The sequence below is a fragment of the Priestia sp. VA7 genome (assembly GCF_055710015.1).
The window spans coordinates 140,172-162,716 of the sequence record NZ_JBVQPN010000002.1 but is presented as its reverse complement, the minus strand read 5'-3'; the positions used below and the strand labels follow the sequence as shown (position 1 = coordinate 162,716).

The window sequence follows — 22,545 nt, the reverse complement described above, 5'->3', positions numbered from 1 at the left end:
AGTGTAAGTGTAAGTGTAAGTCTAAGTTATCTCTCCACTTTTATCTGGGTCCGCTCTTCAGTAAAAGTACGGAAGAAAACCTAACACAGAATGATACATAAGAAAGAAAGCGTAGTATCATAATTACCATATTGCAACAGCTTTACGCTGGATATAAAAAAGGAGGTTTTTAAGTAATGTTTTCTAAACGGCCCTTATCTGTACTTCTTATCTCGACTTTATCTATGATTATTGCTTTTTCAGTATGGTCTGTCTTCGCACCTATCGCTGCAGATATTCAAGTAATGTATTCATTAACCAATGCTGAAAAAAGTGTCTTAATTGCCACTCCCGTCTTATTAGGTTCCCTCATGCGAATCCCGATGGGGATTTTAACAGATCGCTTCGGGGGAAGAAAAGTCTATTCTTTGACTATGCTGGCTCTTTTACTCCCTACCATTTGTGCAGGCTTTACTCATTCTTATTCTATGCTGCTCTTTTGGGCATTTTTTATCGGCATGGCTGGAACAACATTTGCTATTTCCATTACCTATGTCTCTAAATGGTATTCACCTCAAAAGCAAGGTTTTATTTTAGGAATTGCTGGGATGGGCAACTTAGGATCGGCGGTAGCAAGCTTTAGTATTCCACTTATCTTTTTTTCTTTTGGCTTGCCTTGGGTATTTTGGAGTTTAGCAATTGCGGTAGCCTTAATGGCTCTTTTATTATGGGTAGGAACTTCAGACCACCCTTCTGTTGCTCCCCCCAAAACGCTGCAGGAATCTTTATCGGTATTAAAATTTAAAGAAACGTGGTTTTTATCCATTTTCTATTTTTTAACATTTGGTGGATTTGTAACGTTCAGCATCTATCTTCCTACCATTTTGCATGATCAATTTAACGCTTCAACTGTAGACAGTGGACTGAAAACAGCTGTATTTGTCGTGCTAGCAACGTTTGTACGGCCTCTTGGAGGATATTTATCGGATGTCTTCGGAGCAAAAAAAGTACTCACCTTCGTCTTTACCACAATGCTACTAATAGGGTTATTTATTGCATTTACCATCACTGCCTTCTCCCTATTTAGCGTAGGTTGTTTACTTGCAGCCATTACTCTTGGTATCGGAAATGGAGCTGTTTTTAAAATGGTTCCATCTGTTTCAACAGGAAATATTGGAGCTGTTACCGGGATCGTAGGAGCATTCGGAGGAGTAGGCGGCTTCTTTCCCCCTATTGTGCTAGGCTTTATAAAAGATACAAGCGGAGATTACGTTGTCGGTTTTTCCTTACTAGCGCTTTTTGCCCTATTCTGTCTCTTACTAAATTATTCTGGATTCAAAAAACAAAATGTACGTATTAACCAAAAGCACCTTGCTTGATTCCATGCAAAAAGCCTCTTTTTTCAAGAGGCTTTTTGCATCAGCATTTTTAATAGCTGTTTCTTTTTACAGAAGGGCTAATCTTCACAGCACTTACTTTAAACCCCGGCATCTTACAGGCGGGATCTAATTTCTCAGAAACAAGGTTATTAACATTTTGAGAATCCGCCCAGTGAAAAGGAACAAATACGGTATCTGGCCGAATGCCCTCTGAAAATTTGCTTCTTACCACAATCCTTCCATATGAAGATTCAATTTGTACTAATTCTTGATTCAAAATTTCATATTTTTTCGCTGTTAACGGGTGGATTTCCATAAAAGATTCGAAATTTCTAGCAGATAAAGACGCACTTTTTCGCGTTTGCACACCCGTTAAATAGTGCGACATCACTCTCCCCGTTGTTAAATAGAGAGGATATTTTTCCGTTATTTTTGCTTTAGGTACAATAGCTTGATTCGAGACAGGGACCATCATCGCTTTTCCATCACTATGAGCAAAACGCGTTTCAAACAGGCGCTCGGTTCCTTTATCTGTTAAGCTTCTGCATGGCCATAAAATTCCTTTTTCCTCTCGTAATCGTTCGTACGTAATACCAGAGTAATCCGCGATCCCTCCTTTACTTGCTATTCGCAGTTCATTAAATATTTCTTCAGCTGATGAAAATGAAAAATGCTCCTCTTTCCCTAAAGCTTTAGCAATTTCACATAGTATTTCCCAGTCGTGTTTGATTTCGCCGCCGCATGGAAAGCTAGCTTCGCGTAATGTAACTCTTCCCTCTACATTTGTCATGGTTCCTTCATCTTCCAAGTAGGAAGATGCTGGTAAGATCAAGTTTGCTAATTTTGCCGTTTCTGATTCAAACATATCTGCTACCACTAGAAATTCAAGCTTTTCAAAAGCCTTCTTAACAAAATTAGCATTTGGATTTGAAACTGTTGGATTTGAACACATCAAAAACAGCCCTTTAATCTCACCATCATGAATTTTTTCAATCATCTCATATGCAGAAACACCTTTTCTAGGAAGATCTTTCTCCTCTATGTTCCACACATCTGCTATATACATCCGGTGCTCATGATTTTCGATTGAACGGTAGCCTGGAAGCTGATCCGCTTTTTGACCATGCTCCCGGGCTCCTTGCCCATTTCCTTGACCGGTAATAGCCCCATATCCGCAGCGAGGTTTACCGATTTTCCCAACAGAAAGTAGAATATTCAAAAAATTTTGCACCGCAGCACTTCCGTCTGTTTGCTGCTCTACCCCTCTAGCAGTAAAAATCATTCCCGTTTTTCTTTGACCAAACATACGGGCAGCTTGGTACATCTCTTCAAGTGGCACTCCCGTTATTTCTTCAATGATATTAAATTCTAGAGACGCCACATATTGAATTACTTCTTCAAATCCATTGACACGTTCTTGTAGAAATCGTTCATCTAGATAATTTTCTTCGATAAGGATCTTCAAGATTCCATTGGCTAATGCCGCATCGCTCCCCGGCTTAAGTTTCAAGTGTAAATCAGCTATTTTAGTTGTAGCGGTTTCTCTTGGATCAATTGCAATAATAAAGGCTCCGTTTTCTTTTGCTTTCTCAAAATAAGGCATAATCGTTGGCTGACATTCCGCAATATTTGTTCCAGCTAACATAATACATTCAGTAAACGGAATCTCCTGCAAGCTATTCGTAAATCCTCGGTCCATGCCAAATGTTTTACTAGCAGCAGAAGCAGCAGCCGACATACATAAGCGTCCATTGTAATCAATATACTTTGTTTTTAACGCAACTCGAGCAAATTTCCCTAATAAGTAAGCTTCTTCATTTGTAATAGAGGCACTTCCATAAACACCTAGCGCATCTGCTCCATTCTTCTCTTGAATCTCTGCAACGTTTTCTTTAATATAGTGAAGAGCTTCTTTCCAAGAAATCTTTACAAACTCTCCGTTTACTTTTAATAAAGGATATTGAATCCGATCTTTATGCAAGGGATGCTGATGCGCATTCATTCCTTTAATACATAACCTTCCTTGAGAAGTAGGGTTGTCTGTTCCAATTGTTTTATACGTTTTCCTTTTTACATGTGTTTGTTCAACTAGCTGCATTTTGCACTGCATGCTGCAGTAAGGACACTGAGTATTATAGATACGCTCGGTTTCAACTTGCTTTTGCTGCTCACGAAAATATTTCAATAGCATCTCAGTCATCGTAGGTCACCCTTCTTTCCTATAATAAATATGTGATTGCACGAGAGCGCTCTGAACTGAGCTGCTTCATTAAATACTCTCGATTGTCTACCTCAAACAAAACTTCTCTGACATGAACAATTCCTACTCGCTCGATCCAGCTCCCGACGGTTTCCAAATAGTTCCCCGTTTCACGGTAATATTGAATCAAAGAACAGCTGATTTCTACTGCTTCTTCGTTCGTTTCGGCCACATAAAACAGCTCCCCGCTTCTGGCTTCTGCGCTGGTTCCGCCGACATATATTTCCCATCCTCTGTCTATTCTTCTTAATCCTATATCACTTGTTGTTACATTCTCTGCAATGTGAGAACACGAAGCAATACTGATTTTGATATCACATGGGGTCTTTACATATTCAAGCTGTTTATCTAATTCATTTGATAAAGCAAGAGCAGGTTCATACTGACAAATACACGTTCCTTTTCCTATATAAACAGATACATTTTTAACTGTACGTTCATATAGATGCTGAAGTCCTCTATCTATTTCCTCACTTACCAACGGAAGATATTCTTTTTTCACTCCAATAAGTTGAATGCGCTGATCACTTGTTAAACGAATATTAGAGATGTTGTACCTTTCAGCTACATTTGCTATGTTCCTTAATTCCTGTACATTTGTCAGACCACCGTGAATTTGCGGTACCACTGCATAAGTCCCATCGTGAAGCAAAACGGCCTGTTCATTCTCCGTAGTAAATAAAGAATGTCGATTGTTTTCATAATGAGGATTCATCATATCTAAATAGTAATGAAGACCGCCTTCACATAACGAACAGCCTTTCATGTCTTTAAACTTTAATATTTCTCTTACTTGCTGAACCGTCTCAAATTGATATTGCTGCATTTCTCTTACCAGCTCATCTTCTGATAAATGTGTACATGTACAAAAGGTTTTTTGTTCAATGATTTCATCAAACTCATCGCTTTGAATATATGTTAAAAGATCTGTTACAAGGGGTTTGCATCCTCCGCATGAACCAGAAGCTTTCGTGCAATTTTTTATTTCATCTACTGTCGTTAAATCATTTTTCTGTACTGCTTCAATAATGGCTCCCTTTGTTACACCGTTACAGTTGCATACAATATCTGTAAGTGGCATAGAAGTTACTGCATTTTCTTTTTCATGTTGAGAAGGAAATAATTGTACTTTTTCCGCTTGCAACAAATCCTTTTTTTCATTAATCATTTGTGATAGCTTTATAGCCTCACTGGTATCTCCAAAAAGAACAGCTCCCACTATTTTCCCATCGCGAAAAACGACTTTTTTGTATATACCATCTAACATATTCGAAATCGTAATGGCTTTTGTACCTTGATTTTCCTTGAACTCTCCGACTGAGTAAACGTCTATTCCTGATATTTTTAATTGAGTGGAAAGAACGGACCCGCGATAACCATCGTTTTTTATTTGGCAAAGGTGTCGTGCTAAGACTTTTCCTTGTTCGTAAAGAGGAGCAACAAGGCCGTATGTCATCCCTCGATGTTCCGCGCATTCACCTACTGCATAGATATCCGGGGTGCTCGTTTCTAAATAATCATTTACGATGATTGCTCTATTTGTTTCTATTCCACTTTTTTTAGCTAGATTAACATTTGGCCTCACTCCTGTAGCCATTACAACTAAATCAGCTGCAATTTTGCTGCTATCGTTAAATCGGACGCCTTCTGCTCGATTTCCCCCTATAATCTCATCCGTATGTTTGTTTAATAGAAAACTCATGCCTTGCTTTTCTAATTCTTCTCTTAACATAGCAGATGCTGCTCTGTCTAACTGTCGCTCCATTAAGAAACCCGAATGATGAATGACTTGAACATCCATTCCCAAATTTAATAGTCCTCTAGCAGCTTCCAGCCCTAACAGCCCCCCTCCAATAACCGCTGCTTTTTTATACTGTTTAGAAATTTTAATCATTTCCTGACAGTCTTCGATGGTACGAAAACCGAGGACACCTTCTTTGTCAGACCCTTTAACGGGGAGCATATACGGGCTCGAACCAGTAGCAAGAATAAGCTTGTCGTACATCGTCTCTCTGTTTTTATCTGTTTTTATTATTTTTCTCTTGGTGTCTATGTGCGTAACGCTTTCTCCTTTAAATAAAGTAATATTATTTTCCTTATACCATGCCAAAGAATGAATATTGATATCTTCAAGCTTTGTACTGCCTTGTAAAACGGTTGATAATAAAATTCGATTATAGTTAACGTGAGGCTCACTTCCAAAAACAGTAATATCAAAACAATCTGGAGAATGAATAAGAATTTCTTCAATACAGCGCATTCCTGCCATTCCATTTCCGATTAATATTAGCTTTTGTTTCGTCATATAAAAACCTCCAACACATAGATTCAGACCGTAAAATATACAGTTTTTATTATTTCATAAACTTCTCTAAAAGAAATGAACCTTGTTATAACTTCTAACATTAAAATCTGTTTAAAGCTTATGAATACGCCGATACCATTCGTTGAAAGCAAGCTTTTATATAGAAGATTAATATGCTTTAAAAAGGGGTAGAAAAAAGGATGCTATGCTTATATCACCTTTCCCTACGCCTTATAAGTAATCTATATAAAATTTTGTTATCTTCTTTTTGCCTACTGTTTATTTATTTTGAAATCAATTATGATAAAAAAAAGAGTCTGAATTGGAGGTTTAAAACATGTCAATAACCGTTCACGCCACTCAGTGGATTCATTTTCAAATTAAATTGTATAACCTTCATTCCAAAACGAGATCGCTTAAAGATCAAAAACTAGAATTACCTCTGCCAGAATTCCATCAAAACCTAATCATATTTACATCAGCAGCTCATCATGGCCTTACGTTTGGATATCAAGCCATTCAATGGGATACACCCTATACTTCCTGTCCGATTTACATAGAGCATCAGTCTATTCCATGGTCCACTTTAGAACAACGTTCCCATAAGCACATAACCGAACATATTACAGCTATTTTCTTGGAGACAATGTTTTATAGACAAAGTCAATTCAAACAATGTCAATTTTGTTTTGAATTTATCATTCCTGAGAGTCTTTTTGACCATACAACCTGTCAAAACTGCGCATCACGACATTTTGGAGTGGTGTATTAATTAACAAACAAAAGCCTGAAGGAGTCAGAAAATCTCTGACTCCTTCAGGCTTTTGTTACATGACTAGCTGAACAAAAAGTGGAATAACGGCAACTGTGACGACGCCTACAATAACAACTGCAATACTTGCCATGGCTGCCTCTACTTCTCCCATTTCAATCCCTACGGCTACTCCTAGCGCATGCCCAGAAGTTCCAAGAGCTAATCCTTTCGAAATTGGATTCTTCACCTTGAATACTTTTAAAAATAAAGCGCCCAGCGCATATACGATGACTGCATTAAAAATAACAGCAAAGGAAGTAATAGCAGGAATCCCTCCAATATCTTGAGACAATGGCAGCGCAATCGCTGTTGTAGCTGCTTGTGGAAGCATTGATTTCATCACAACTTCATCCATATGAATACCTTTAGCAATCGCAAAAATAATCGCTACCGAACAAACTGACCCTACCGCAATAGAAGAAAGAATTTGCCACCAGTACTTTTTTAATTTATCGGCTTGCTTATATAAAGGGATGGCAAAAGCAATTGTTGCCGGTTCTAAAAAGAAGCTGATAATCTTCCCCCCGCTGCTATATTCCTCATAAGAAAAATGACCAATTTTCAAAAAAGCAATTCCGAGTACCATTGCCACAAATAAAGGAGTAAATAAGAAAAAACCTTTTGACTTTTTAAATAAATACGTTCCAATGCCGTACGCAGCTAAAGAAACCACGATTCCAAAATACGGATTCATCTTTCCAACCACCTTGTCTCTTTATAATTGATGTTAAGCAATACCTTGTTTTTTCGTTTTTTCACTCATATCTACATCTTTTATTTCTTCTTTTGCTTTATTATCTTTTGTCATGCCAAGTATAAGCTGTGAAAATAAGCCTGTAACGCCTAACAAAATAATCGTTGCCACGATGATAACTAAACAAATTTGAATGCCGTACTGCTGCATAATACCTAATGAATTCATAACAGAAATACCTGCTGGTACAAATAAAAATCCGATCAAAGAAGTTAAAGCCGTTCCCAGTGATTCAACTTGCTCTAGTTTAATAATCTTCAAGCAGAGTGCAAGAAATAACAGCACAAGTCCAATGACTGAAGCAGGCATTGGAAAAGGCAAATGCTCTGCAATAAAATCTGAAATCAACATAATTACGGAAAAAATAAATGCTTGTGTTAAGAAGCCATACACTTTTTTAGCACTCATTTCTTTCACCTCTCTCTGTTTGTTGACTTCATTATATAAAATGAAAATCGACAAGAAAGCGTTTTCAAATTAAAGAGTCAAATATTTGTGCTCACTTACAAAAATCGAGCCTTGAAATGCAAAAAAAAGCTTGCCAAAATGCATATGCAAGCTGTTTTTTCTTTAAATTCCTAAACGTTTCTTCAATTCTTTAGCATATGTACGGCTGACAGGAACTCGCTCATCATTTTTCATTACTAAATTATACGTAGAATTAAACCAAGGCTGTACTTCGGAAATATGATCTACGTTGACGATATACCCCCTGTGGACACGACTAAACGACTGAGAAGGGAGCTTTTTTTCTAGCATAGCCAGCGTATCAGCAGTATGGTAGGATTCTGTTATAGTCTGAATAGTGACTTCTCCTTCTATTAATCCTACAAACAAGATGTCCTTTATATTCACCAACACAATCGAATCGTCTACAGAAATCGCTAACTTTCCAGTTTGAGAAGAAGACTCTCCTATCGATTCTTCTTCTTTCACAGCGGGATGAGGAACACGCATTTTTTTATATTTATGAATGGCCTGCACCACTCTTTCTTCATCAAAAGGCTTCAAAATGTAATCAATTGCATCTACTTCAAAGGCTTGTAAAGCGTACTGATCGTACGCGGTTGCAAATATAATAGCTGGCGGATTTTTCATTTTTTTAAGCCTTTTAGCAATATCAAAACCGCTGTCATCTGACAATTGTATATCTAAAAATAATAAATCCGGCTTTTCATCCATCATTTTATCCAACGCCTCTTCGATACTTTCAGCTTCTTCAATGAAGTCTACTTCTTTCGTTCGATGTAATAAATATTTTAATTCATCTCGCGCTAACATTTCATCATCTACTATTAGTACTCGCAGCATATTACATACCCTCGCTTTTTAATTCAATTGGTATAACAAACGAAACCGCTGTTCCTTCTGTTACGTCAAACTCCAGCGTTGTTTCTTTTCCAAACAATCCGTGCAAACGTTGTTTAATATTGTAAAGAGCCGTCCCCGTTCCTTTTTCTGAAAAAACGGGCTGATTGCCAAGCATTTGCAATCGTTTTGTTTCTATACCTTGTCCATTGTCTTTTACCTTTACGTATACATATTTATCTTTTGTCTCAATATAAACTTCTACTCGACAGTGCTTTTGTTTACGCGGAAACGCGTGCCGAATGGCATTTTCCACAAGCACTTGAAGAATAAATGGCGGAAGCAAGACATCATCTAGCCCTTCTTCAATATACATGTCAATTTCGTATTTATTAGGGAACCTGGCTTGTTCAAGCGATAAGTACGCGTGAACATGATCAAGCTCTTTTGATAACGGAATCAACAGCTGCCTTGCACCTTGCAAATTGGAACGAAAATAAATGCTTAGCTGTAAAAGCAGCTTTCTGGCTTTTTCTACATCCTGTCTGCACAGCGCCGATATCGTATTAATAGCATTAAATAAAAAATGAGGATTCACCTGAGCCTGTAAAGCTTTAATCTCCGCATCTTTTAGCAATTTACTTCGAAGCTCTGCTTCGCCGAGCTCTAGCTGAGTTGAAAAAAGTTTAGCTAATCCTTCTGCCAGCTCTTCCTCCACTCGGCTTAACCCGCTCGCATCTTTAAAGTACATTTTTAGTGTTCCAATGGTAGTACCGTGAGAAGTAAGCGGCATCACAATAGCGGCATGAAGCGGGCAGTCTTTATGCTGACAATCAATTTGTTCTCTCGATTTTGCTTTCATAATTTTTCCTGTCTTCAGCACTTCGTGAGACAGCCCGGTAATTAAACTATGCGAAGGAACGTGATGATCAATTCCTTCCCCTACATGAGCTAAAATTTTGTGCGTATCAGTTAGCGAAACAGCATCCGTACCTGTGAAGCGATGAATAATATTTGCAACATTTTCACATGATTCACTAGTAAGACCCTGACGAAAATGTGGAAGAGTTTGATCCGCGATTAATAATACTTTGTGTGTCTGAAGCGCTCTCATTTGTTCCTCTTGCCGTAAAATGGACTGAATAATAGATAAGAAAATATAGCTTCCCGTGCCATTTACAATAATCATTGGAATAGCAATAATACTCACTAGCGTCCATGCCGAATCAAACGGTTTAGCAAATAATAAAATAATCAGCATCTGAAGCGTTTCCATCGCTATGCCTACAAGTGCAGCAAAGCGCGGTGTAATCGTTCGATGTTTTTTCCGGTAGGCATAGCCGATATATCCAGTTAACACCCCTGCTAAAACGGATGAAACTGCACAGCTAAACGCCGTACTCCCTCCTAACATAAAGCGATGAACGCCAGCAAGTATTCCTACTCCTAAACCAACAAATGGACCGCCAAGCAGACCGCCCATTTCCACACCCATAATTCGTGTATTTGCAATCGAGCTTGATGGATCTACTTTTAATAATAAGTCTTCATTTCGAATAATTGTTCCTTGAATTTCAATTCCCGTGTAGTTACTAATAATGCTAAAAAGAGAAAAAATAAAAATAAGTACAGCTTTTCCTTTATATCCTTGCTGTTTGCGGAGAAATTGCCGAAAAACTTTTGTATGTGCCAGCAAAAAACCTAAGATGACAATAACTCCGACTCGTTCTACCATCATAATTAATAAATGAATCATTTCTAGCCACCCTTTGCTGTCTGTTTCTATTTTATATTGTTACATTGATGGTGGCAGAAATCTAGCTTTACAAATAGAAAAAAACTGTGCGAATACGTACTGTATTCGCACAGCTTGATTTTAAGCTTGAACCATTTTAAAAAATTGAGGCAAGTAATCTTTATGAGCTTCTAGCATCTCATCGACAATTTGCTTAGCTAGTTTATCAGAAGCCACAAGAGGATTAATGGTTAATGCTAAAATAGCTTTATCATAATCTCCTGTCACTGCTGCTTCAGCTGCAATACGCTCAAATGACTTAATTGTTTGGACAAGACCTCGCACAGGTACAGGAAGGTCGCCGACTGAAATTGGCTTCGGTCCATCTTTTGTAATGATACAGCTTACTTCTACGGCAGAATCAGCAGGAATGCTTGCTATGGCACCATTATTGATAGTATTTACGGGCTGAATATCACCTTTATCCGTGTAAATGGATGTAATCAATCGAACGGCTGCATCACTATAATAGGCTCCGCCGCGCTGTTCTAATTGAGGCGGTTTAATGTCTAGATTAGGATCTTTATACAGTTCGAACAGCTCTTTTTCCAACTGTTTTACGACTTCTGCTCTCGTTTCACCTTTTTCATAATTAACGAGCTCTTTTTCTACCATTTCACGCGTTTTATAATAGTACATGTGATATGGACAAGTTAACGCATTTAGGGCTTTTGTAAATTCTGGCTCCCATCCAAGTCCCGCTACATTTTTCACAAAGCTGCTGTTAGTTGGATCACTCAATAAATCAATAACTTGATCTTTAACGCTTACACCATCTACATATACATCCAATCCATAGACCATGTGATTTAAGCCAGCAAAATCAATTCGAATGCGAGAGTGATCTACATCAAGCAACTTAGCAATCCCCATTTCCATTCCGATTGGTACATTACAAAGTCCTACAATCTTTTTAATGTTACTATAGCGGAGCACAGCTTCTGTTACCATACCTGCAGGATTTGTGAAGTTAATCAGCCAAGCTTCTGGACATAACTCTTCAATGTCACGGCAGATATCTAAAATAACGGGAATCGTGCGAAGTCCTTTAAATAATCCGCCCGGTCCATTTGTTTCTTGACCAAGCACCCCGTATTTAAGCGGTATTCTTTCATCTTTCGCTCGTGCATCTAACAAACCAACTCGGAATTGAGTCGTTACGAAATCCGCATCTTTTAGTGCTTCTCTTCGATCTAACGTTAAATGAACATCAATTGGCAAACCTGATTTTTTCACCATTCGTTTTGCCAAATTACCAACAATCTCTAGCTTTTCTTTTCCTTCTTCAACGTCTACTAGCCACAGTTCTCGAACTGGAAGTTCATCGTATCGTTTAATAAATCCTTCTATTAGTTCAGGCGTATAGCTTGAACCTCCGCCAATCGTTACAATCTTAATACCTTTTTTCATAGTGTAATCCCCCCAGAAATTTTGATTGCTTCATATAAATCTACAAATTCAGTAGCCATTTCTTTTACCGTCATCGCATTCATTAAATGATCTTGAGCATGAATCATGAGCAGAGAAATTTCTGTGCTTTCCCCTCTAATTTCACCTTGAATTAACGACGTTTGGATATGATGAGCAGCATTTAATTCTTCTGCAGCCTGTGTAAGCTTTTCACGTGCTTCTGAAAAATTTCCGCTTTTGGCAGCTGCTATCGCTTCCATTGCTGAACTTCTGCCGTTTCCACCGTGTAAGATTAATTTAAAAATATATTCTTGAATGCTTTCCATCCTTTATCCCTCCTTACACAATATCTTTCTTTGTATCACTTGGTACCCCTTCAGCTGCAGGCTGTATACCATTTTCTTCAGTGAATTTTTGTTTATCCCACATTCTAAAGAAAGGATAATAAATGCAAACAGAAATTCCGATATTAATAGCTTGCATAACTGCACCCGATAATTTCCCTCCTGTTGCCAAATAGCCAGAAATAATCGGAGGCATAGTCCAAGGAACCGCAATACCTGCTGGTTTTGCTACCAGTCCTGTCGACATGGCAATATAGGTTGCTACTACCGTCACAAGAGGGGTAATAATAAACGGAATAAGCATCATTGGATTCATCACCATCGGAAGTCCAAAGATGATTGGCTCATTAATATTAAAAAGAGCTGGCCCTATTCCTAATTTACCAAGCTGCTTCATTTGTTGACTGCGCGCTTTTAAAATCATCGCAACGACTAAAGCTAACGTTGCTCCACTGCCTCCGATATTAATCCAAATATCAAAGAACTGCTGTGTAAAAATATTTGGTAATGCTTCATGATTAGCAAATGCAATTCGGTTTTCATCCATAGCTCCATACCAAATGGGAGCCATAATTCCACCGACAATATTCGCTCCATGAAGTCCACATGACCACATGAGCATAATAACAAGTTCGGCAACTAGCGTACCGCCTAAACTGCCGCCTAACACACCTAAAGGCTTTCCAAGCAATTCTCCAACGATATTATGCAGGCTTCCAAAATGCGTTTGTTCTACTAACAAACGTAAAATCCAAATAAATGCTATTACCGTAAAGCCAGGAATAAGAGCAGCAAACGATTTTCCAACAGCGGGAGGAACTCCATCAGGCATCTTGATGATAATGTCTTTTTGAATAAACCATCTGTAAATTTCCGTAGAGAGAATCGCGACAATCATTGCTACAAAGAGTCCTTTACTTCCCATTAAAGCGGTTGGAATTCCGCCGTCTACTAAAATAGCTTCTTTGGCTCCACTTGGGAGAAAGGACACTTTATACGGAGTAGCAAGTAAAAAAGCAGCAAGTGAAATAGCCCCTGCGGACAAAGCATCTACTCCGTATTTCTCAGCTAACCGATAGGCTATTCCGAAACAAGCAAGCAGCGCCATAATATCGAATGTAGCTCCAACTGGATAGGCCATTTTCGTTGCCCATTCTTTTCCGAAAATCCCTGCCATAAGATCGTTATAACCTGGTATCGGTAAATTCGACAGTATTAAAAATACTGAACCGATAATAATGAGCGGCATTGTCAGAACAATACCGTCTCGAAGCGCTTGTAAATGGCGTTGACCCGCCATTTTTCCAGCGATAGGCATAACTTTGCTTTCAAGCATACTATTAAATTTGCTCATGTAGTCCACACTCCTATTTTGAAACTAGTTGAACTGCAAATTTTAACACTTGTTCTCCATTACACGTTCCGTAGTGAACAGGATTTATAACGTCAACTGGCACTCCTTTTTCTTCACCTAGCTTCTTAAGCTGCGGCAATAGGTAGCGCACTTGAGGTCCTAATAAAAGTACATCCGCTTGATCAATATGGTTGCGAACAGAGTCACCAGGAACCGCCCAAATTTTATACTCCGTGCTTTGCTCCTGAGCGCTTTTTTCCATTTTTGTTACTAGTAAACTTGTAGACATTCCAGCTGCACAACATAATAGAATATTCATTTGTCATTCCCCCGTTTTTTATTTTGCTATCTGTTTTGTTGATAGTTTTATCTTAAAATAAAAGCGCTTACATTTATACACAACCTTTTTCCGTTACTAGCGGAAAAATTATGTTTGAACATTCAGATAAAAAAAGAAGCCCCTCTCTTAGACTTCTTTTTTTATCTAATATTTTTCATAAACACCTCTATAAATTCCTCATAATCCTTGCACTTTACTAAGCGCTGCACGACCTGCTTATCATCCACAACGCGGACTAACAAACTGTACATCTTTTGCAAATCGCCTTGATTATTCGCTTTTACACTTAAAAGGCAAATAAATTGCACGAGGTTTCCTTCCCACATAATCGGTTTTTTTAACGTACAAATGGCCCAAAACGTCGTATCCGTTTGAGGAACCATAGGATGAGGAATAGCAACGAGATTGCCAAAACTTGTTGGTGATGCAGCTTCTCTTTCAAAAACAGATTCTATAAATTGAGAAGGAACTAGTCCTAGATGAGTTAATTTCTCTCCTAAAAAATGAAGCACTTCTTCTCTCGTTTGAAATTCTTGCTGTAAATATACTAATTCTTTTTTGGTGTATTCTAAGGAAGGCTGCTGTTTGTTCTTCATTAAACAGTCAATTTTTTTAAAATCACTGTTTCCTAGAATCGTACTTACTTGTACTACAGGAACAGGAAGATGATCTGGAATTGGAATCGTACTAACAATAAAATCTAAAGAGTGCAGCGACATTTGGTGAAGCTTATAATACTGCGTTGTTCCTAAAATAGTCAGATTTAATCCAAAAGTAGCCTGCAGCTTATATGATAATAGCTTGGCACTCCCTACTCCCGATGCGCATACAATCAAACAGCGCTTAGGCTGGTTGATAATTTTCCGACGTTCAATGGCCCCTCCAATATGTAAAGCTAAATAGCCAATTTCCGTTTCATGCATGTCGATTTCAAGGCGATTTTTCAAAACCTTCCCAGCTATAATCCCAGCTTCAAAAGCCAGAGGGTAATGACTCTTAATTCCTTCAAGCATCGGGTTTCGCAGATTCATTCCATATTTATAGCGATTGATAGCCGGTTTCAAATGCAAGCTCATGCCAAGGATCAGCTCTGAATCTTCGCTAATTCCTAAATGAAGCTCTTTCTCAATTGCTTCTAATATAGCTGCTGTTAATTCATAGATATGTGTGTCAATAAACTGCTTCACTTCTTTTTCTTCATGATTGCTATTGTTGAGCATTTTTGTACCTAACAAATGAATGGCGATATATGCCGTTTCTGACTTCGGAAAACGAATCTTGAATGCATTTTCAATCTCTCGCACAATTTCAGCTGCCACTTCATATTCTTTATGCTCCATAATCTCAAGCAGATCTTCTGAATACAAAGAGATAAAATTTTCTTCTTGTATTCGCTTACAAGCTATAGCTAAATGAATGATTAAATTATTTAATCCAATGTCTGAAACCATAATATTGTATCGTTTTATTTGATTCAAAATGTGGGCTTTAATCGTTAAGATTGATTCTTGGGGCAGAATAGATATTTTATTGTATACCATATCTATTTCTTTATCTTTTCGGTTGAATATGTACTCAGACATACAGAATCTCATTTTCATTTCGTCCCCTTTAGCTTTCAAGCCATAGTTAGGACGTTTTTCTAAAAGAATATCATACTTACACAGCTGTTTTTTGACGTCTCTTAAATCGTTTTGAATCGTTGATTTGCTAATATACAACTCGTCTGCTAAATCTTCAAGCTTCAAATATTCGTCTGCTAACAGCAATCTTTTGATTAAATAATGCACGCGGTCATCAGGAACCGTTGGAATAGAGGTTGCATCAAACAATTGATTAGCCGAAAGTTCTTTTAATAGCTGATGAAACTGTTTTTCATCTAAAACGCTAAGTTCGTACCCTGTTCCTCGAGCTGATTTAACCTTGGCACCGTACTGAGACAAAATGTCATCCAGCTGTTTTATATCAGTTCGAATAGTTCGCGAAGATACTTGATTTACTGTTGCTAAATATTCGCTCGTAACGGTTGATAATGTAGACTGTATGGACATTAGTTCTCGTAATATGACGATCATTCTTGAATTAAGCATATTTGTTTCTCTCCATTCTCAGAAGATTTTCCCCTTTATAAAATAAATTAAAAGGGCTAGTTATTTTAAACAAAAACAAAAAATACCTAAACAGCAACAAACAGAAACTACATTTTCTGTCCTTGCAGCTTAGGTTTTGCCTGCTCCATCAGTAACAACCCTAAAACAATAGGAATAAATATCTTTATTTGTAATCTATCATTCTTTCTCTTTTTTTTCAATTTCAATTAACGGGTTTAGTAGCATTAATAGAATTTATGTAGCCTGCTCGTACTGATGCAGCCCTAATACAAACGTACGAATTAAAAAAGCTAGTGTCTCATCGGTACTTAACGATAGCCCAAATCCCCCTCGCTGCTCCAATGAAGAAAATCCATGTAAAATACTTCGAAGACCTCTAACAGCATGAAGAGCTGCATTTTCCGGAAGTTGATACGGTTTCAACACATTCAACACTAAAGATACAACGTTATCAGATGCTTTTTGTACTTCTTTATCTTGTATCTTTGGTGCTACCGTTGCCGTTGCTTCGTATATTCCTGGAGACTCCCTTACAAATGAAACATACGCTTTACTTAACTGATAAACAGCTTCTTCTGCAGAAGCACGTTCAACAGCATTTTTTAGAAGATGATATAGCTGCTGCAGTCCACTTAAAGCCAGTTCTTTGCGCAGCTCTTCTAACCCTTTTATATGGTTATATAAAGACGGTGGACGGACATTTAATTCTTTGGCTAATGAAGCAATTGTAACAGCATAAAATCCTTCACGATTGGCCAAATCTTCACCTGTTTGAATCACTTTTTTGAAATCTAGTCCCTGTCTTGGCGACATCTCTTCATCTCCTTTTTTCCATTTTTACTTTTGCTTGTTGTATTGCTTTTTCCATCAATTTTAGCGGCTGAGAAAGAATTCTTCCGTGTCCAACAGCAAGAAGTGACGGGTTTAATTCATATAGCTTTTCTGCACTTTTAAGCGCTAGCTCTTTGCTCCACGTTCCAAAGGCAGGAAACGGAAACAGCGGTTTTAACTGACCTGATACCGCAACTCCTCCTTGCACTTGGAAAGAATCTCCGGCAATTAATGCGTTCGTTCTCTGGTCTAAGAAAGACATAGAACCAGGTGTATGTCCCGGTGTAAAAACAGGAGCAAGTGAGCCAATGCAAGACCCTTCTTCAATGAACTGATCAATTTCAGTTGAAATCTTTCCTAGTTTTGGAACCCCTCCGCGAATCGGGTTTTGAGGTTCCTCCGAATCGATTGTTAAATCTCCTGAAAATAATCGATAATCTCTTTGCGACATATAAACGGAAGCATTCGGCAAGCTTTTTTTCAAAGTATCAATTGCTCCGATATGGTCTTCATGAGTATGCGTAAAAACGATTCGCGTAATCGGTTTTCCAATTTGATCTGCAGCTTTCAAAATACCTGACGCGCTGTAAGGAAGAGCTGCATCAATTAATGTAAGGCTGTCTTTCTCTTCGACTAAATAACAGTTTACCGGAAAAAAGCGAGGCAAAAACGTCAGTTGATACAACATTTTTTCACGAACTATTTTCATTTCCTCATCCCCTACTATATAAAATAAAAACTAATGGTATTAGTTTTTATTTTAACTAATACCATTAGTTTTATCAATCATATATTGGAAAAAACAAAAAAAGTGTGAGACATAACGAAATCAATTAAATCTAAAGACGAACAAATGGGATAAAGAAGCTCGTATAGATCACTTGTTACACCGTCCCCACAAAAAAATCCGAACGCGTTTGATTCTCTATCAAGAATCAAACGCGTTCGGATCTTCCCTTTAACTAAACTACTTTTTCCATAGCCTCTATTAAAATTAAACGTCTTTTCTTTCTCCTGTAGCAGCCACTACAATCGCACTGCCTTTCTTTAACTCTTCTTCATATTTTTTTGTTTCATCTTTTGATAAGCCTAGTGAAGCCATTTTTGTTCGAAGCTCATCTTCTCTGGTTAAAAATAAACTCGCTGCTGAATGTAAAGGACCTTCTTCAGACAGACGAATAATATTTGTGTCCGTTACTTCTGTTAAATTTTTAGAATTTTCCTTGTCATACGTAAACACGTATACTTCATCTTTCTCAAAACCTTTGTCTGCAAATTGATTAACTGCTTCGTTAATATTTGCTCCTTTTTCTACTACTTCAACATGTTTCATTATTTATAACCTCCTGTTTCTATCGCACATCTTTCTTTTATACTTAGCAAAAGAATAAACTTCTTACTACTATGTATACCCGTTTTCAGAAAGGAAAACCCGCATTTAGCGCTTCGGAGAGAGTTTAGAAATTCTTCCATAGTATCCTTTAATTAGACGCATACCTCTTTCGATTAACGTATCTAAAACAATTATTCAGCTGCTTTTCAGCTAACGTTCATAAGAAATTCATCTCCATTGCTTATCGTAATAAAAGAAAAAGACGCTAATCAGATACTTTATACGCATAATGAATGTCTGTGTCAGAGTAAGCCGGATATGAATGCAACAATTCATATCCGGCTTTTTACATGAAAGAACTTCTAACAACATCCTGTCCTTCCGCCTTACAACATACTATAATTCTCCATATTAACTAAAAATCCAGGTTATATAGGAGGTTTTACAATTGAACAGCCAGCCACAGTTAAAGAAAGAGTTAAAGATTAGGCACATCACCATGATTTCTCTTGGAGGAATTATCGGGGCAGGATTGTTTATCGGAAGCGGATCGCTCATTAACACCGCTGGCCCGGGATCTATTTTTTCGTACGCATTTGCTGGTTTGCTCGTTATTTTAGTCATGCGAATGCTTGGCGAAATGTCTACTGCAAATCCTTCCAGCGGTTCTTTTTCTACCTATGCAAAAGAAGCATTAGGCCCTTGGGCCGGCTACACGATTGGCTGGCTTTACTGGTTTTTCTGGGTTATCGTTATTGCTGTTGAAGCCATTGCAGGTGCAAACATTATTCAATACTGGTTCCCGTCTTTGCCGTCTTGGGGAGTAAGTCTTGCTCTTACTTTTTTATTAACAATGACCAATCTGTACTCTGTTAAATCTTTCGGAGAATTTGAATATTGGTTCTCTCTCATTAAAGTCGTCAGCATCGTTCTTTTTTTACTTTTAGGTATAGCTATTATTTTTGGATTTATTCCAGGCATTGATTCTCCCGGCACTTCTAACCTTTTGCATAAAGGCGGATTTTTACCAAATGGAATTAGCTCTGTATTTTTAGGAATTGCCCTCGTCATGTTCTCTTTTATGGGAACAGAAATTGTCGCAACCGCAGCAGGTGAATCGTCTCAGCCTGAAAAAGCCATTACCATCGCGACCAATACCGTTATTTATCGCATTTTGTTTTTCTATTTAGGCTCTATTTTTATTTTAGTAACGGTTCTTCCGTGGAATTCGTCAAGCCTAATGAAAAGCCCATTTGTATCTATTCTTGAATTAGTGAATGTACCGGCCGCAGCTCAAATTATGAACTTTATTATTTTAACAGCCGTTCTTTCCTGTCTGAATTCTGGTCTGTATACGAGTTCTCGCATGCTGTTTTCCATGTCTCAAAACGGCGATGCGCCAAAAAGATTTTCAAAATTAAATAAAAAAGGCGTGCCGGTTAGCGCGATATTAGCTTGTACAGTTATCTCGTACGTTAGCGTTATCTTTAACTACATTTCACCGGACAAAATCTTTTTGTTTTTAGTGAATGCATCAGGTGGCGTAGCGCTTCTTGTATATCTTGTTATTGCATTTTCACAGATTAAAATGCGAAAAAAATATGAAAAAGAAAATCCTGAAGCATTAAAAATTAAAATGTGGTTATTTCCTTACTTAACTTACGCTACAATCCTTGCCATCACTGGTATTTTTATAGCCATGGCATTTATTGATTCATTACGTTCTCAGTTCTTCTTAACTCTTTTAATTGCTGTACTCGTCGTAGGTTCTTTTTTCTTTCAGCGTACCAAAATGACGAGCGGCTTAGCAGCAAAAGAAAATACATCAAAATAAAAGAGGTTGAGACATAACTAAATGAATTCGATCTCAAGATGAACAAATGAGATAGATGAAACTATATTCACCATCAAAAAACGAACCACGAATCAAACATATTGATTAATGGTTCGTTTTTCACTTGGATTAAAATGCTTTTGTACCAGCCTCTTTTTATTTAACGAGATAAATCTCCTACAATTTTTGTTCCGTGTAATTCAGCTGCTTTTGTTTCTTTTATAACCGCCTCTGCGTTGCTTTCATGAATTCCTCCGCCGGGCAAAATAATAATACGGTCGTTAGCATATGTGATCAATTCTCGGATCATATGAAGATTTTGCAAAGCAGATCCTTTCCCTCCTTTGGTCAAAATACGGTCTGCTCCCAATTCACTAAGTATATCAATGGCTTTGTATTTATCTTTAATCTCATCAAATGCCATATGAAACGTAACGCTTAAAGGATGAGCTTCTGCTATTAACTCTTTAGTACGTCCGTAATCGATTTCAGCTTCTTCTGTTAAAATGCCAAATACTACTCCGTTTACTCCAAGGTCTTTACATGCTTTAACGTCTTTTTTCATAATTTGAAATTCTGCTTCGGAATATATAAAATCACCGCTTCTTGGGCGAATAATTACGTTGATATCTGTATCAAGATGTTCGCTTGCATATTCAATGGTGCCGTAACTTGGCGTAGCGCCTCCTTGACTGAGATTGTCACACAATTCAATGCGGTCTGCTCCTAGCTTTTCTGCTTTTTTTGCCTGCTCATACCCTTCTGCACACGCTTCTTTTATGTACTTCATACTCTCAACTCCTTTATTGGCTCTATAAATAAAGCCCATCTTTAAAAAGATGGACTTCCTTCTGCTATTTAATCGCTTTATGAACTTTTAATTTCTTTCCTTTAATCGTTTTGTTTTTCATTGCTTGTAACACTTTGGTACCTTTTCCATTCAGAATCTCTACATAAGAGACGTTTTCTTGGATCGTAATAATTCCAATATCGTCTGCGGTTACTCCGTCTAACTTTGCAATTGTTCCCACAAAATCAACCGCTCTAATTTTCTTTTTCTTTCCTCCGTTAAAATACAGCTTCATAATGTCTTTATTTAATGACTCGCTTTTATCTTTTTTAACTTCTGGACGCTCATTGATTTTTTCAGTAAAAGCGGATGCTGCCTGCTGTACTTCTTCTTTAGAAGGAGGAGTAGATGTTGAAATTGAAAAACCGATATATTCTTCAATTTCCGATAGCATTCTCTCTTCATAAGGCGTTACAAATGTGATAGCCTTCCCTTTTTTACCGGCACGTCCCGTTCTTCCTGTACGGTGAACGTAGCTTTCTTTTTCTAACGGAAGGTCATAGTTAATAACGTGTGTGATATTATCAATATCAATTCCTCTCGCAGCTACATCTGTCGCCACTAAATAGCGAAATTTACCTTTTTTGAAATCATTCATAACCTCAAAACGGTCTTCTTGCACCATTGCCCCGTGAATTTTATCACAAGGATACCCAAGATCATCTAAATCATCTAACAGCGTATTTACCTGCTCTTGCGTGCGGCAAAAAATGATGCAGCTGTCCGGGTTTTCTACTGTGGTTACGTCTTTCAGCAGTTCAAATTTACGTTCGTTTTCTACTGATATAACAGAATGGTCAATCGTACTTGTCGTTAATCCATTCGCTTTGATTTCAACATCAACCGGCTTTTTCATATACTTGCGAGAAAGCTCTTCAATATCTTCAGGAAGCGTAGCGGAGAAAAGCATCGTTACACGCTCACTAGGAAGATGTTGAATAATTGCTTCTACTTGGTCAATAAAACCCATATTTAGCATTTCATCTGCTTCATCAATAACCAAATAACGAATTTTCTCTAATGCAAGCGTTTCTTTTTCTATATGATCAAGCACTCGCCCAGGCGTACCTACAACAATATGTGTTTTTTGCTTTAATTCTACTTTTTGCTTGGCAAACGGTGATTTTCCGTAGACAGCTGCTGCTTTAATTCGCTTAAAACGGCCGATATTTGTAATATCTTCTTTTACCTGCGCGGCCAGCTCTCGTGTAGGTGTTAACACTAAGGCCTGAGGCTTATTTTCTTCCCAATTAACTAATTCACACAGTGGAATGCCAAAGGAAGCCGTTTTTCCACTTCCTGTTTGAGACTTCACGACAACATCTCTTTCTTCTAGCGCGATGGGAAGCACCTTGCTTTGTACTTCCGTAGGATGATTGTATTGCAGGCTAGAAAGCGCCTTAGCTACCTTGTCACTAAGACCATATTGACTAAAACTTCTTTGATTCATTTTGTACCCTCATTTATTTTAAATTAGTGATTATCTTTATCATGACCTGATGCACTATGTTTCATTATACTTTAATTCTTCTATACGCGCTCAA

19 protein-coding genes are annotated in these 22,545 nt (G+C 37.8%); 3 read left to right on the top strand and 16 right to left on the bottom strand.

Features of this window, described 5'->3' with window-relative positions:
* The first annotated feature begins 176 nt into the window (after nucleotides 1-176).
* Nucleotides 177-1,358: an MFS transporter gene (locus AC0C45_RS07435; RefSeq protein ID WP_472927999.1), complete on the top strand. Its 1,182-nt coding sequence runs from the start codon at nucleotides 177-179 to the stop codon at nucleotides 1,356-1,358.
* A 49-nt stretch (nucleotides 1,359-1,407) separates the two neighbouring features.
* Here the strand turns inward: AC0C45_RS07435 and nasC are convergent, their stop codons facing one another.
* Both nasC and nirB read right to left on the bottom strand, forming a co-directional pair.
* A complete protein-coding gene (gene nasC, locus AC0C45_RS07430; RefSeq protein WP_034654271.1) occupies nucleotides 1,408-3,558 on the bottom strand; it encodes an assimilatory nitrate reductase catalytic subunit NasC in 2,151 nt (716 codons plus the stop codon).
* Nucleotides 3,559-3,577: 19 nt separating this feature from the next.
* Nucleotides 3,578-5,923, bottom strand: a complete 2,346-nt coding sequence (gene nirB, locus AC0C45_RS07425; protein WP_472927998.1) for a nitrite reductase large subunit NirB — start codon at nucleotides 5,921-5,923, stop codon at nucleotides 3,578-3,580.
* A 337-nt stretch (nucleotides 5,924-6,260) separates the two neighbouring features.
* Here nirB and AC0C45_RS07420 point away from each other — a divergent pair, with 337 nt between their 5' ends.
* The gene (locus tag AC0C45_RS07420) at nucleotides 6,261-6,695 is read left to right on the top strand and encodes a hypothetical protein (RefSeq protein WP_016763097.1); all 435 of its coding nucleotides are present in this window, start codon (nucleotides 6,261-6,263) and stop codon (nucleotides 6,693-6,695) included.
* A gap of 55 nt (nucleotides 6,696-6,750) precedes the next feature.
* Here AC0C45_RS07420 and lrgB read toward each other — a convergent pair whose 3' ends face one another.
* The 12 genes from lrgB to AC0C45_RS07360 all read right to left on the bottom strand — a co-directional run bounded on the left by lrgB (nucleotide 6,751) and on the right by AC0C45_RS07360 (nucleotide 18,317).
* On the bottom strand, nucleotides 6,751-7,431 hold the full coding sequence (gene lrgB / locus AC0C45_RS07415) for an antiholin-like protein LrgB (protein WP_013055484.1): 681 nt from the start codon (nucleotides 7,429-7,431) through the stop codon (nucleotides 6,751-6,753).
* 33 nt (nucleotides 7,432-7,464) lie between these two features.
* Nucleotides 7,465-7,899 (bottom strand): antiholin-like murein hydrolase modulator LrgA, encoded by a 435-nt coding sequence (gene lrgA, locus AC0C45_RS07410; protein WP_034654275.1) that lies wholly within the window; start codon nucleotides 7,897-7,899, stop codon nucleotides 7,465-7,467.
* Nucleotides 7,900-8,061: 162 nt separating this feature from the next.
* The gene (locus AC0C45_RS07405) at nucleotides 8,062-8,802 is read right to left on the bottom strand and encodes a LytR/AlgR family response regulator transcription factor (protein ID WP_016763094.1); all 741 of its coding nucleotides are present in this window, start codon (nucleotides 8,800-8,802) and stop codon (nucleotides 8,062-8,064) included.
* A 1-nt stretch (nucleotide 8,803) separates the two neighbouring features.
* Nucleotides 8,804-10,555, bottom strand: coding sequence for a sensor histidine kinase (locus tag AC0C45_RS07400; RefSeq protein ID WP_047930979.1), 1,752 nt, complete (start codon nucleotides 10,553-10,555; stop codon nucleotides 8,804-8,806).
* A 120-nt stretch (nucleotides 10,556-10,675) separates the two neighbouring features.
* A complete protein-coding gene (locus AC0C45_RS07395) occupies nucleotides 10,676-12,004 on the bottom strand; it encodes a 6-phospho-beta-glucosidase (RefSeq protein ID WP_047930980.1) in 1,329 nt (442 codons plus the stop codon).
* Nucleotides 12,001-12,330: a PTS lactose/cellobiose transporter subunit IIA gene (locus AC0C45_RS07390; protein WP_013081807.1), complete on the bottom strand. Its 330-nt coding sequence runs from the start codon at nucleotides 12,328-12,330 to the stop codon at nucleotides 12,001-12,003. Before AC0C45_RS07390 ends, AC0C45_RS07395 begins: the two co-directional genes overlap by 4 nt.
* A gap of 13 nt (nucleotides 12,331-12,343) precedes the next feature.
* On the bottom strand, nucleotides 12,344-13,702 hold the full coding sequence (celB, locus tag AC0C45_RS07385) for a PTS cellobiose transporter subunit IIC (RefSeq protein ID WP_016763090.1): 1,359 nt from the start codon (nucleotides 13,700-13,702) through the stop codon (nucleotides 12,344-12,346).
* A gap of 13 nt (nucleotides 13,703-13,715) precedes the next feature.
* On the bottom strand, nucleotides 13,716-14,021 hold the full coding sequence (locus AC0C45_RS07380) for a PTS sugar transporter subunit IIB (protein ID WP_013055477.1): 306 nt from the start codon (nucleotides 14,019-14,021) through the stop codon (nucleotides 13,716-13,718).
* Nucleotides 14,022-14,182: 161 nt separating this feature from the next.
* On the bottom strand, nucleotides 14,183-16,132 hold the full coding sequence (locus tag AC0C45_RS07375) for a BglG family transcription antiterminator (protein WP_016763089.1): 1,950 nt from the start codon (nucleotides 16,130-16,132) through the stop codon (nucleotides 14,183-14,185).
* A 255-nt stretch (nucleotides 16,133-16,387) separates the two neighbouring features.
* Nucleotides 16,388-16,966 carry a TetR/AcrR family transcriptional regulator gene (locus AC0C45_RS07370; protein WP_237893472.1) on the bottom strand — a complete coding sequence of 193 codons (579 nt, stop codon included), beginning with the start codon at nucleotides 16,964-16,966 and terminating at the stop codon, nucleotides 16,388-16,390.
* A gap of 4 nt (nucleotides 16,967-16,970) precedes the next feature.
* On the bottom strand, nucleotides 16,971-17,693 hold the full coding sequence (locus AC0C45_RS07365) for an MBL fold metallo-hydrolase (RefSeq protein WP_034654294.1): 723 nt from the start codon (nucleotides 17,691-17,693) through the stop codon (nucleotides 16,971-16,973).
* A gap of 285 nt (nucleotides 17,694-17,978) precedes the next feature.
* Nucleotides 17,979-18,317 carry a YflT domain-containing protein gene (locus AC0C45_RS07360; protein ID WP_013081802.1) on the bottom strand — a complete coding sequence of 113 codons (339 nt, stop codon included), beginning with the start codon at nucleotides 18,315-18,317 and terminating at the stop codon, nucleotides 17,979-17,981.
* Nucleotides 18,318-18,816: 499 nt separating this feature from the next.
* Here AC0C45_RS07360 and AC0C45_RS07355 point away from each other — a divergent pair, with 499 nt between their 5' ends.
* Nucleotides 18,817-20,151: an amino acid permease gene (locus tag AC0C45_RS07355; protein ID WP_171777868.1), complete on the top strand. Its 1,335-nt coding sequence runs from the start codon at nucleotides 18,817-18,819 to the stop codon at nucleotides 20,149-20,151.
* Nucleotides 20,152-20,311: 160 nt separating this feature from the next.
* On the opposite strand, the gene AC0C45_RS07350 is transcribed toward AC0C45_RS07355, so the two are convergent.
* Both AC0C45_RS07350 and AC0C45_RS07345 read right to left on the bottom strand, forming a co-directional pair.
* Nucleotides 20,312-20,941 carry a copper homeostasis protein CutC gene (locus AC0C45_RS07350; RefSeq protein ID WP_034654301.1) on the bottom strand — a complete coding sequence of 210 codons (630 nt, stop codon included), beginning with the start codon at nucleotides 20,939-20,941 and terminating at the stop codon, nucleotides 20,312-20,314.
* Between the two features lie 64 nt (nucleotides 20,942-21,005).
* Nucleotides 21,006-22,451: a DEAD/DEAH box helicase gene (locus tag AC0C45_RS07345; RefSeq protein WP_016763084.1), complete on the bottom strand. Its 1,446-nt coding sequence runs from the start codon at nucleotides 22,449-22,451 to the stop codon at nucleotides 21,006-21,008.
* Between the last annotated feature and the right edge of the window lie 94 nt (nucleotides 22,452-22,545).

Bases quoted from the DNA above. Each gene is read 5' to 3' on its own strand.
- AC0C45_RS07375 (WP_016763089.1), bottom strand. From the start codon at position 16,132: ATGCTTAATTCAAGAATGATCGTCATATTACGAGAACTAATGTCCATA.
- AC0C45_RS07420 (WP_016763097.1), top strand. From the start codon at position 6,261: ATGTCAATAACCGTTCACGCCACTCAGTGGATTCATTTTCAAATTAAA.
- AC0C45_RS07360 (WP_013081802.1), bottom strand. From the start codon at position 18,317: ATGAAACATGTTGAAGTAGTAGAAAAAGGAGCAAATATTAACGAAGCA.
- AC0C45_RS07390 (WP_013081807.1), bottom strand. From the start codon at position 12,330: ATGGAAAGCATTCAAGAATATATTTTTAAATTAATCTTACACGGTGGA.
- AC0C45_RS07355 (WP_171777868.1), top strand. From the start codon at position 18,817: ATGATTTCTCTTGGAGGAATTATCGGGGCAGGATTGTTTATCGGAAGC.
- AC0C45_RS07345 (WP_016763084.1), bottom strand. From the start codon at position 22,451: ATGAATCAAAGAAGTTTTAGTCAATATGGTCTTAGTGACAAGGTAGCT.
- nasC (WP_034654271.1), bottom strand. From the start codon at position 3,558: ATGACTGAGATGCTATTGAAATATTTTCGTGAGCAGCAAAAGCAAGTT.
- AC0C45_RS07405 (WP_016763094.1), bottom strand. From the start codon at position 8,802: ATGCTGCGAGTACTAATAGTAGATGATGAAATGTTAGCGCGAGATGAA.
- lrgA (WP_034654275.1), bottom strand. From the start codon at position 7,899: ATGAGTGCTAAAAAAGTGTATGGCTTCTTAACACAAGCATTTATTTTT.
- AC0C45_RS07380 (WP_013055477.1), bottom strand. From the start codon at position 14,021: ATGAATATTCTATTATGTTGTGCAGCTGGAATGTCTACAAGTTTACTA.
- AC0C45_RS07350 (WP_034654301.1), bottom strand. From the start codon at position 20,941: ATGAAGTACATAAAAGAAGCGTGTGCAGAAGGGTATGAGCAGGCAAAA.
- lrgB (WP_013055484.1), bottom strand. From the start codon at position 7,431: ATGAATCCGTATTTTGGAATCGTGGTTTCTTTAGCTGCGTACGGCATT.
- nirB (WP_472927998.1), bottom strand. From the start codon at position 5,923: ATGACGAAACAAAAGCTAATATTAATCGGAAATGGAATGGCAGGAATG.
- celB (WP_016763090.1), bottom strand. From the start codon at position 13,702: ATGAGCAAATTTAATAGTATGCTTGAAAGCAAAGTTATGCCTATCGCT.
- AC0C45_RS07400 (WP_047930979.1), bottom strand. From the start codon at position 10,555: ATGATTCATTTATTAATTATGATGGTAGAACGAGTCGGAGTTATTGTC.
- AC0C45_RS07395 (WP_047930980.1), bottom strand. From the start codon at position 12,004: ATGAAAAAAGGTATTAAGATTGTAACGATTGGCGGAGGTTCAAGCTAT.
- AC0C45_RS07370 (WP_237893472.1), bottom strand. From the start codon at position 16,966: ATGTCGCCAAGACAGGGACTAGATTTCAAAAAAGTGATTCAAACAGGT.
- AC0C45_RS07435 (WP_472927999.1), top strand. From the start codon at position 177: ATGTTTTCTAAACGGCCCTTATCTGTACTTCTTATCTCGACTTTATCT.
- AC0C45_RS07365 (WP_034654294.1), bottom strand. From the start codon at position 17,693: ATGAAAATAGTTCGTGAAAAAATGTTGTATCAACTGACGTTTTTGCCT.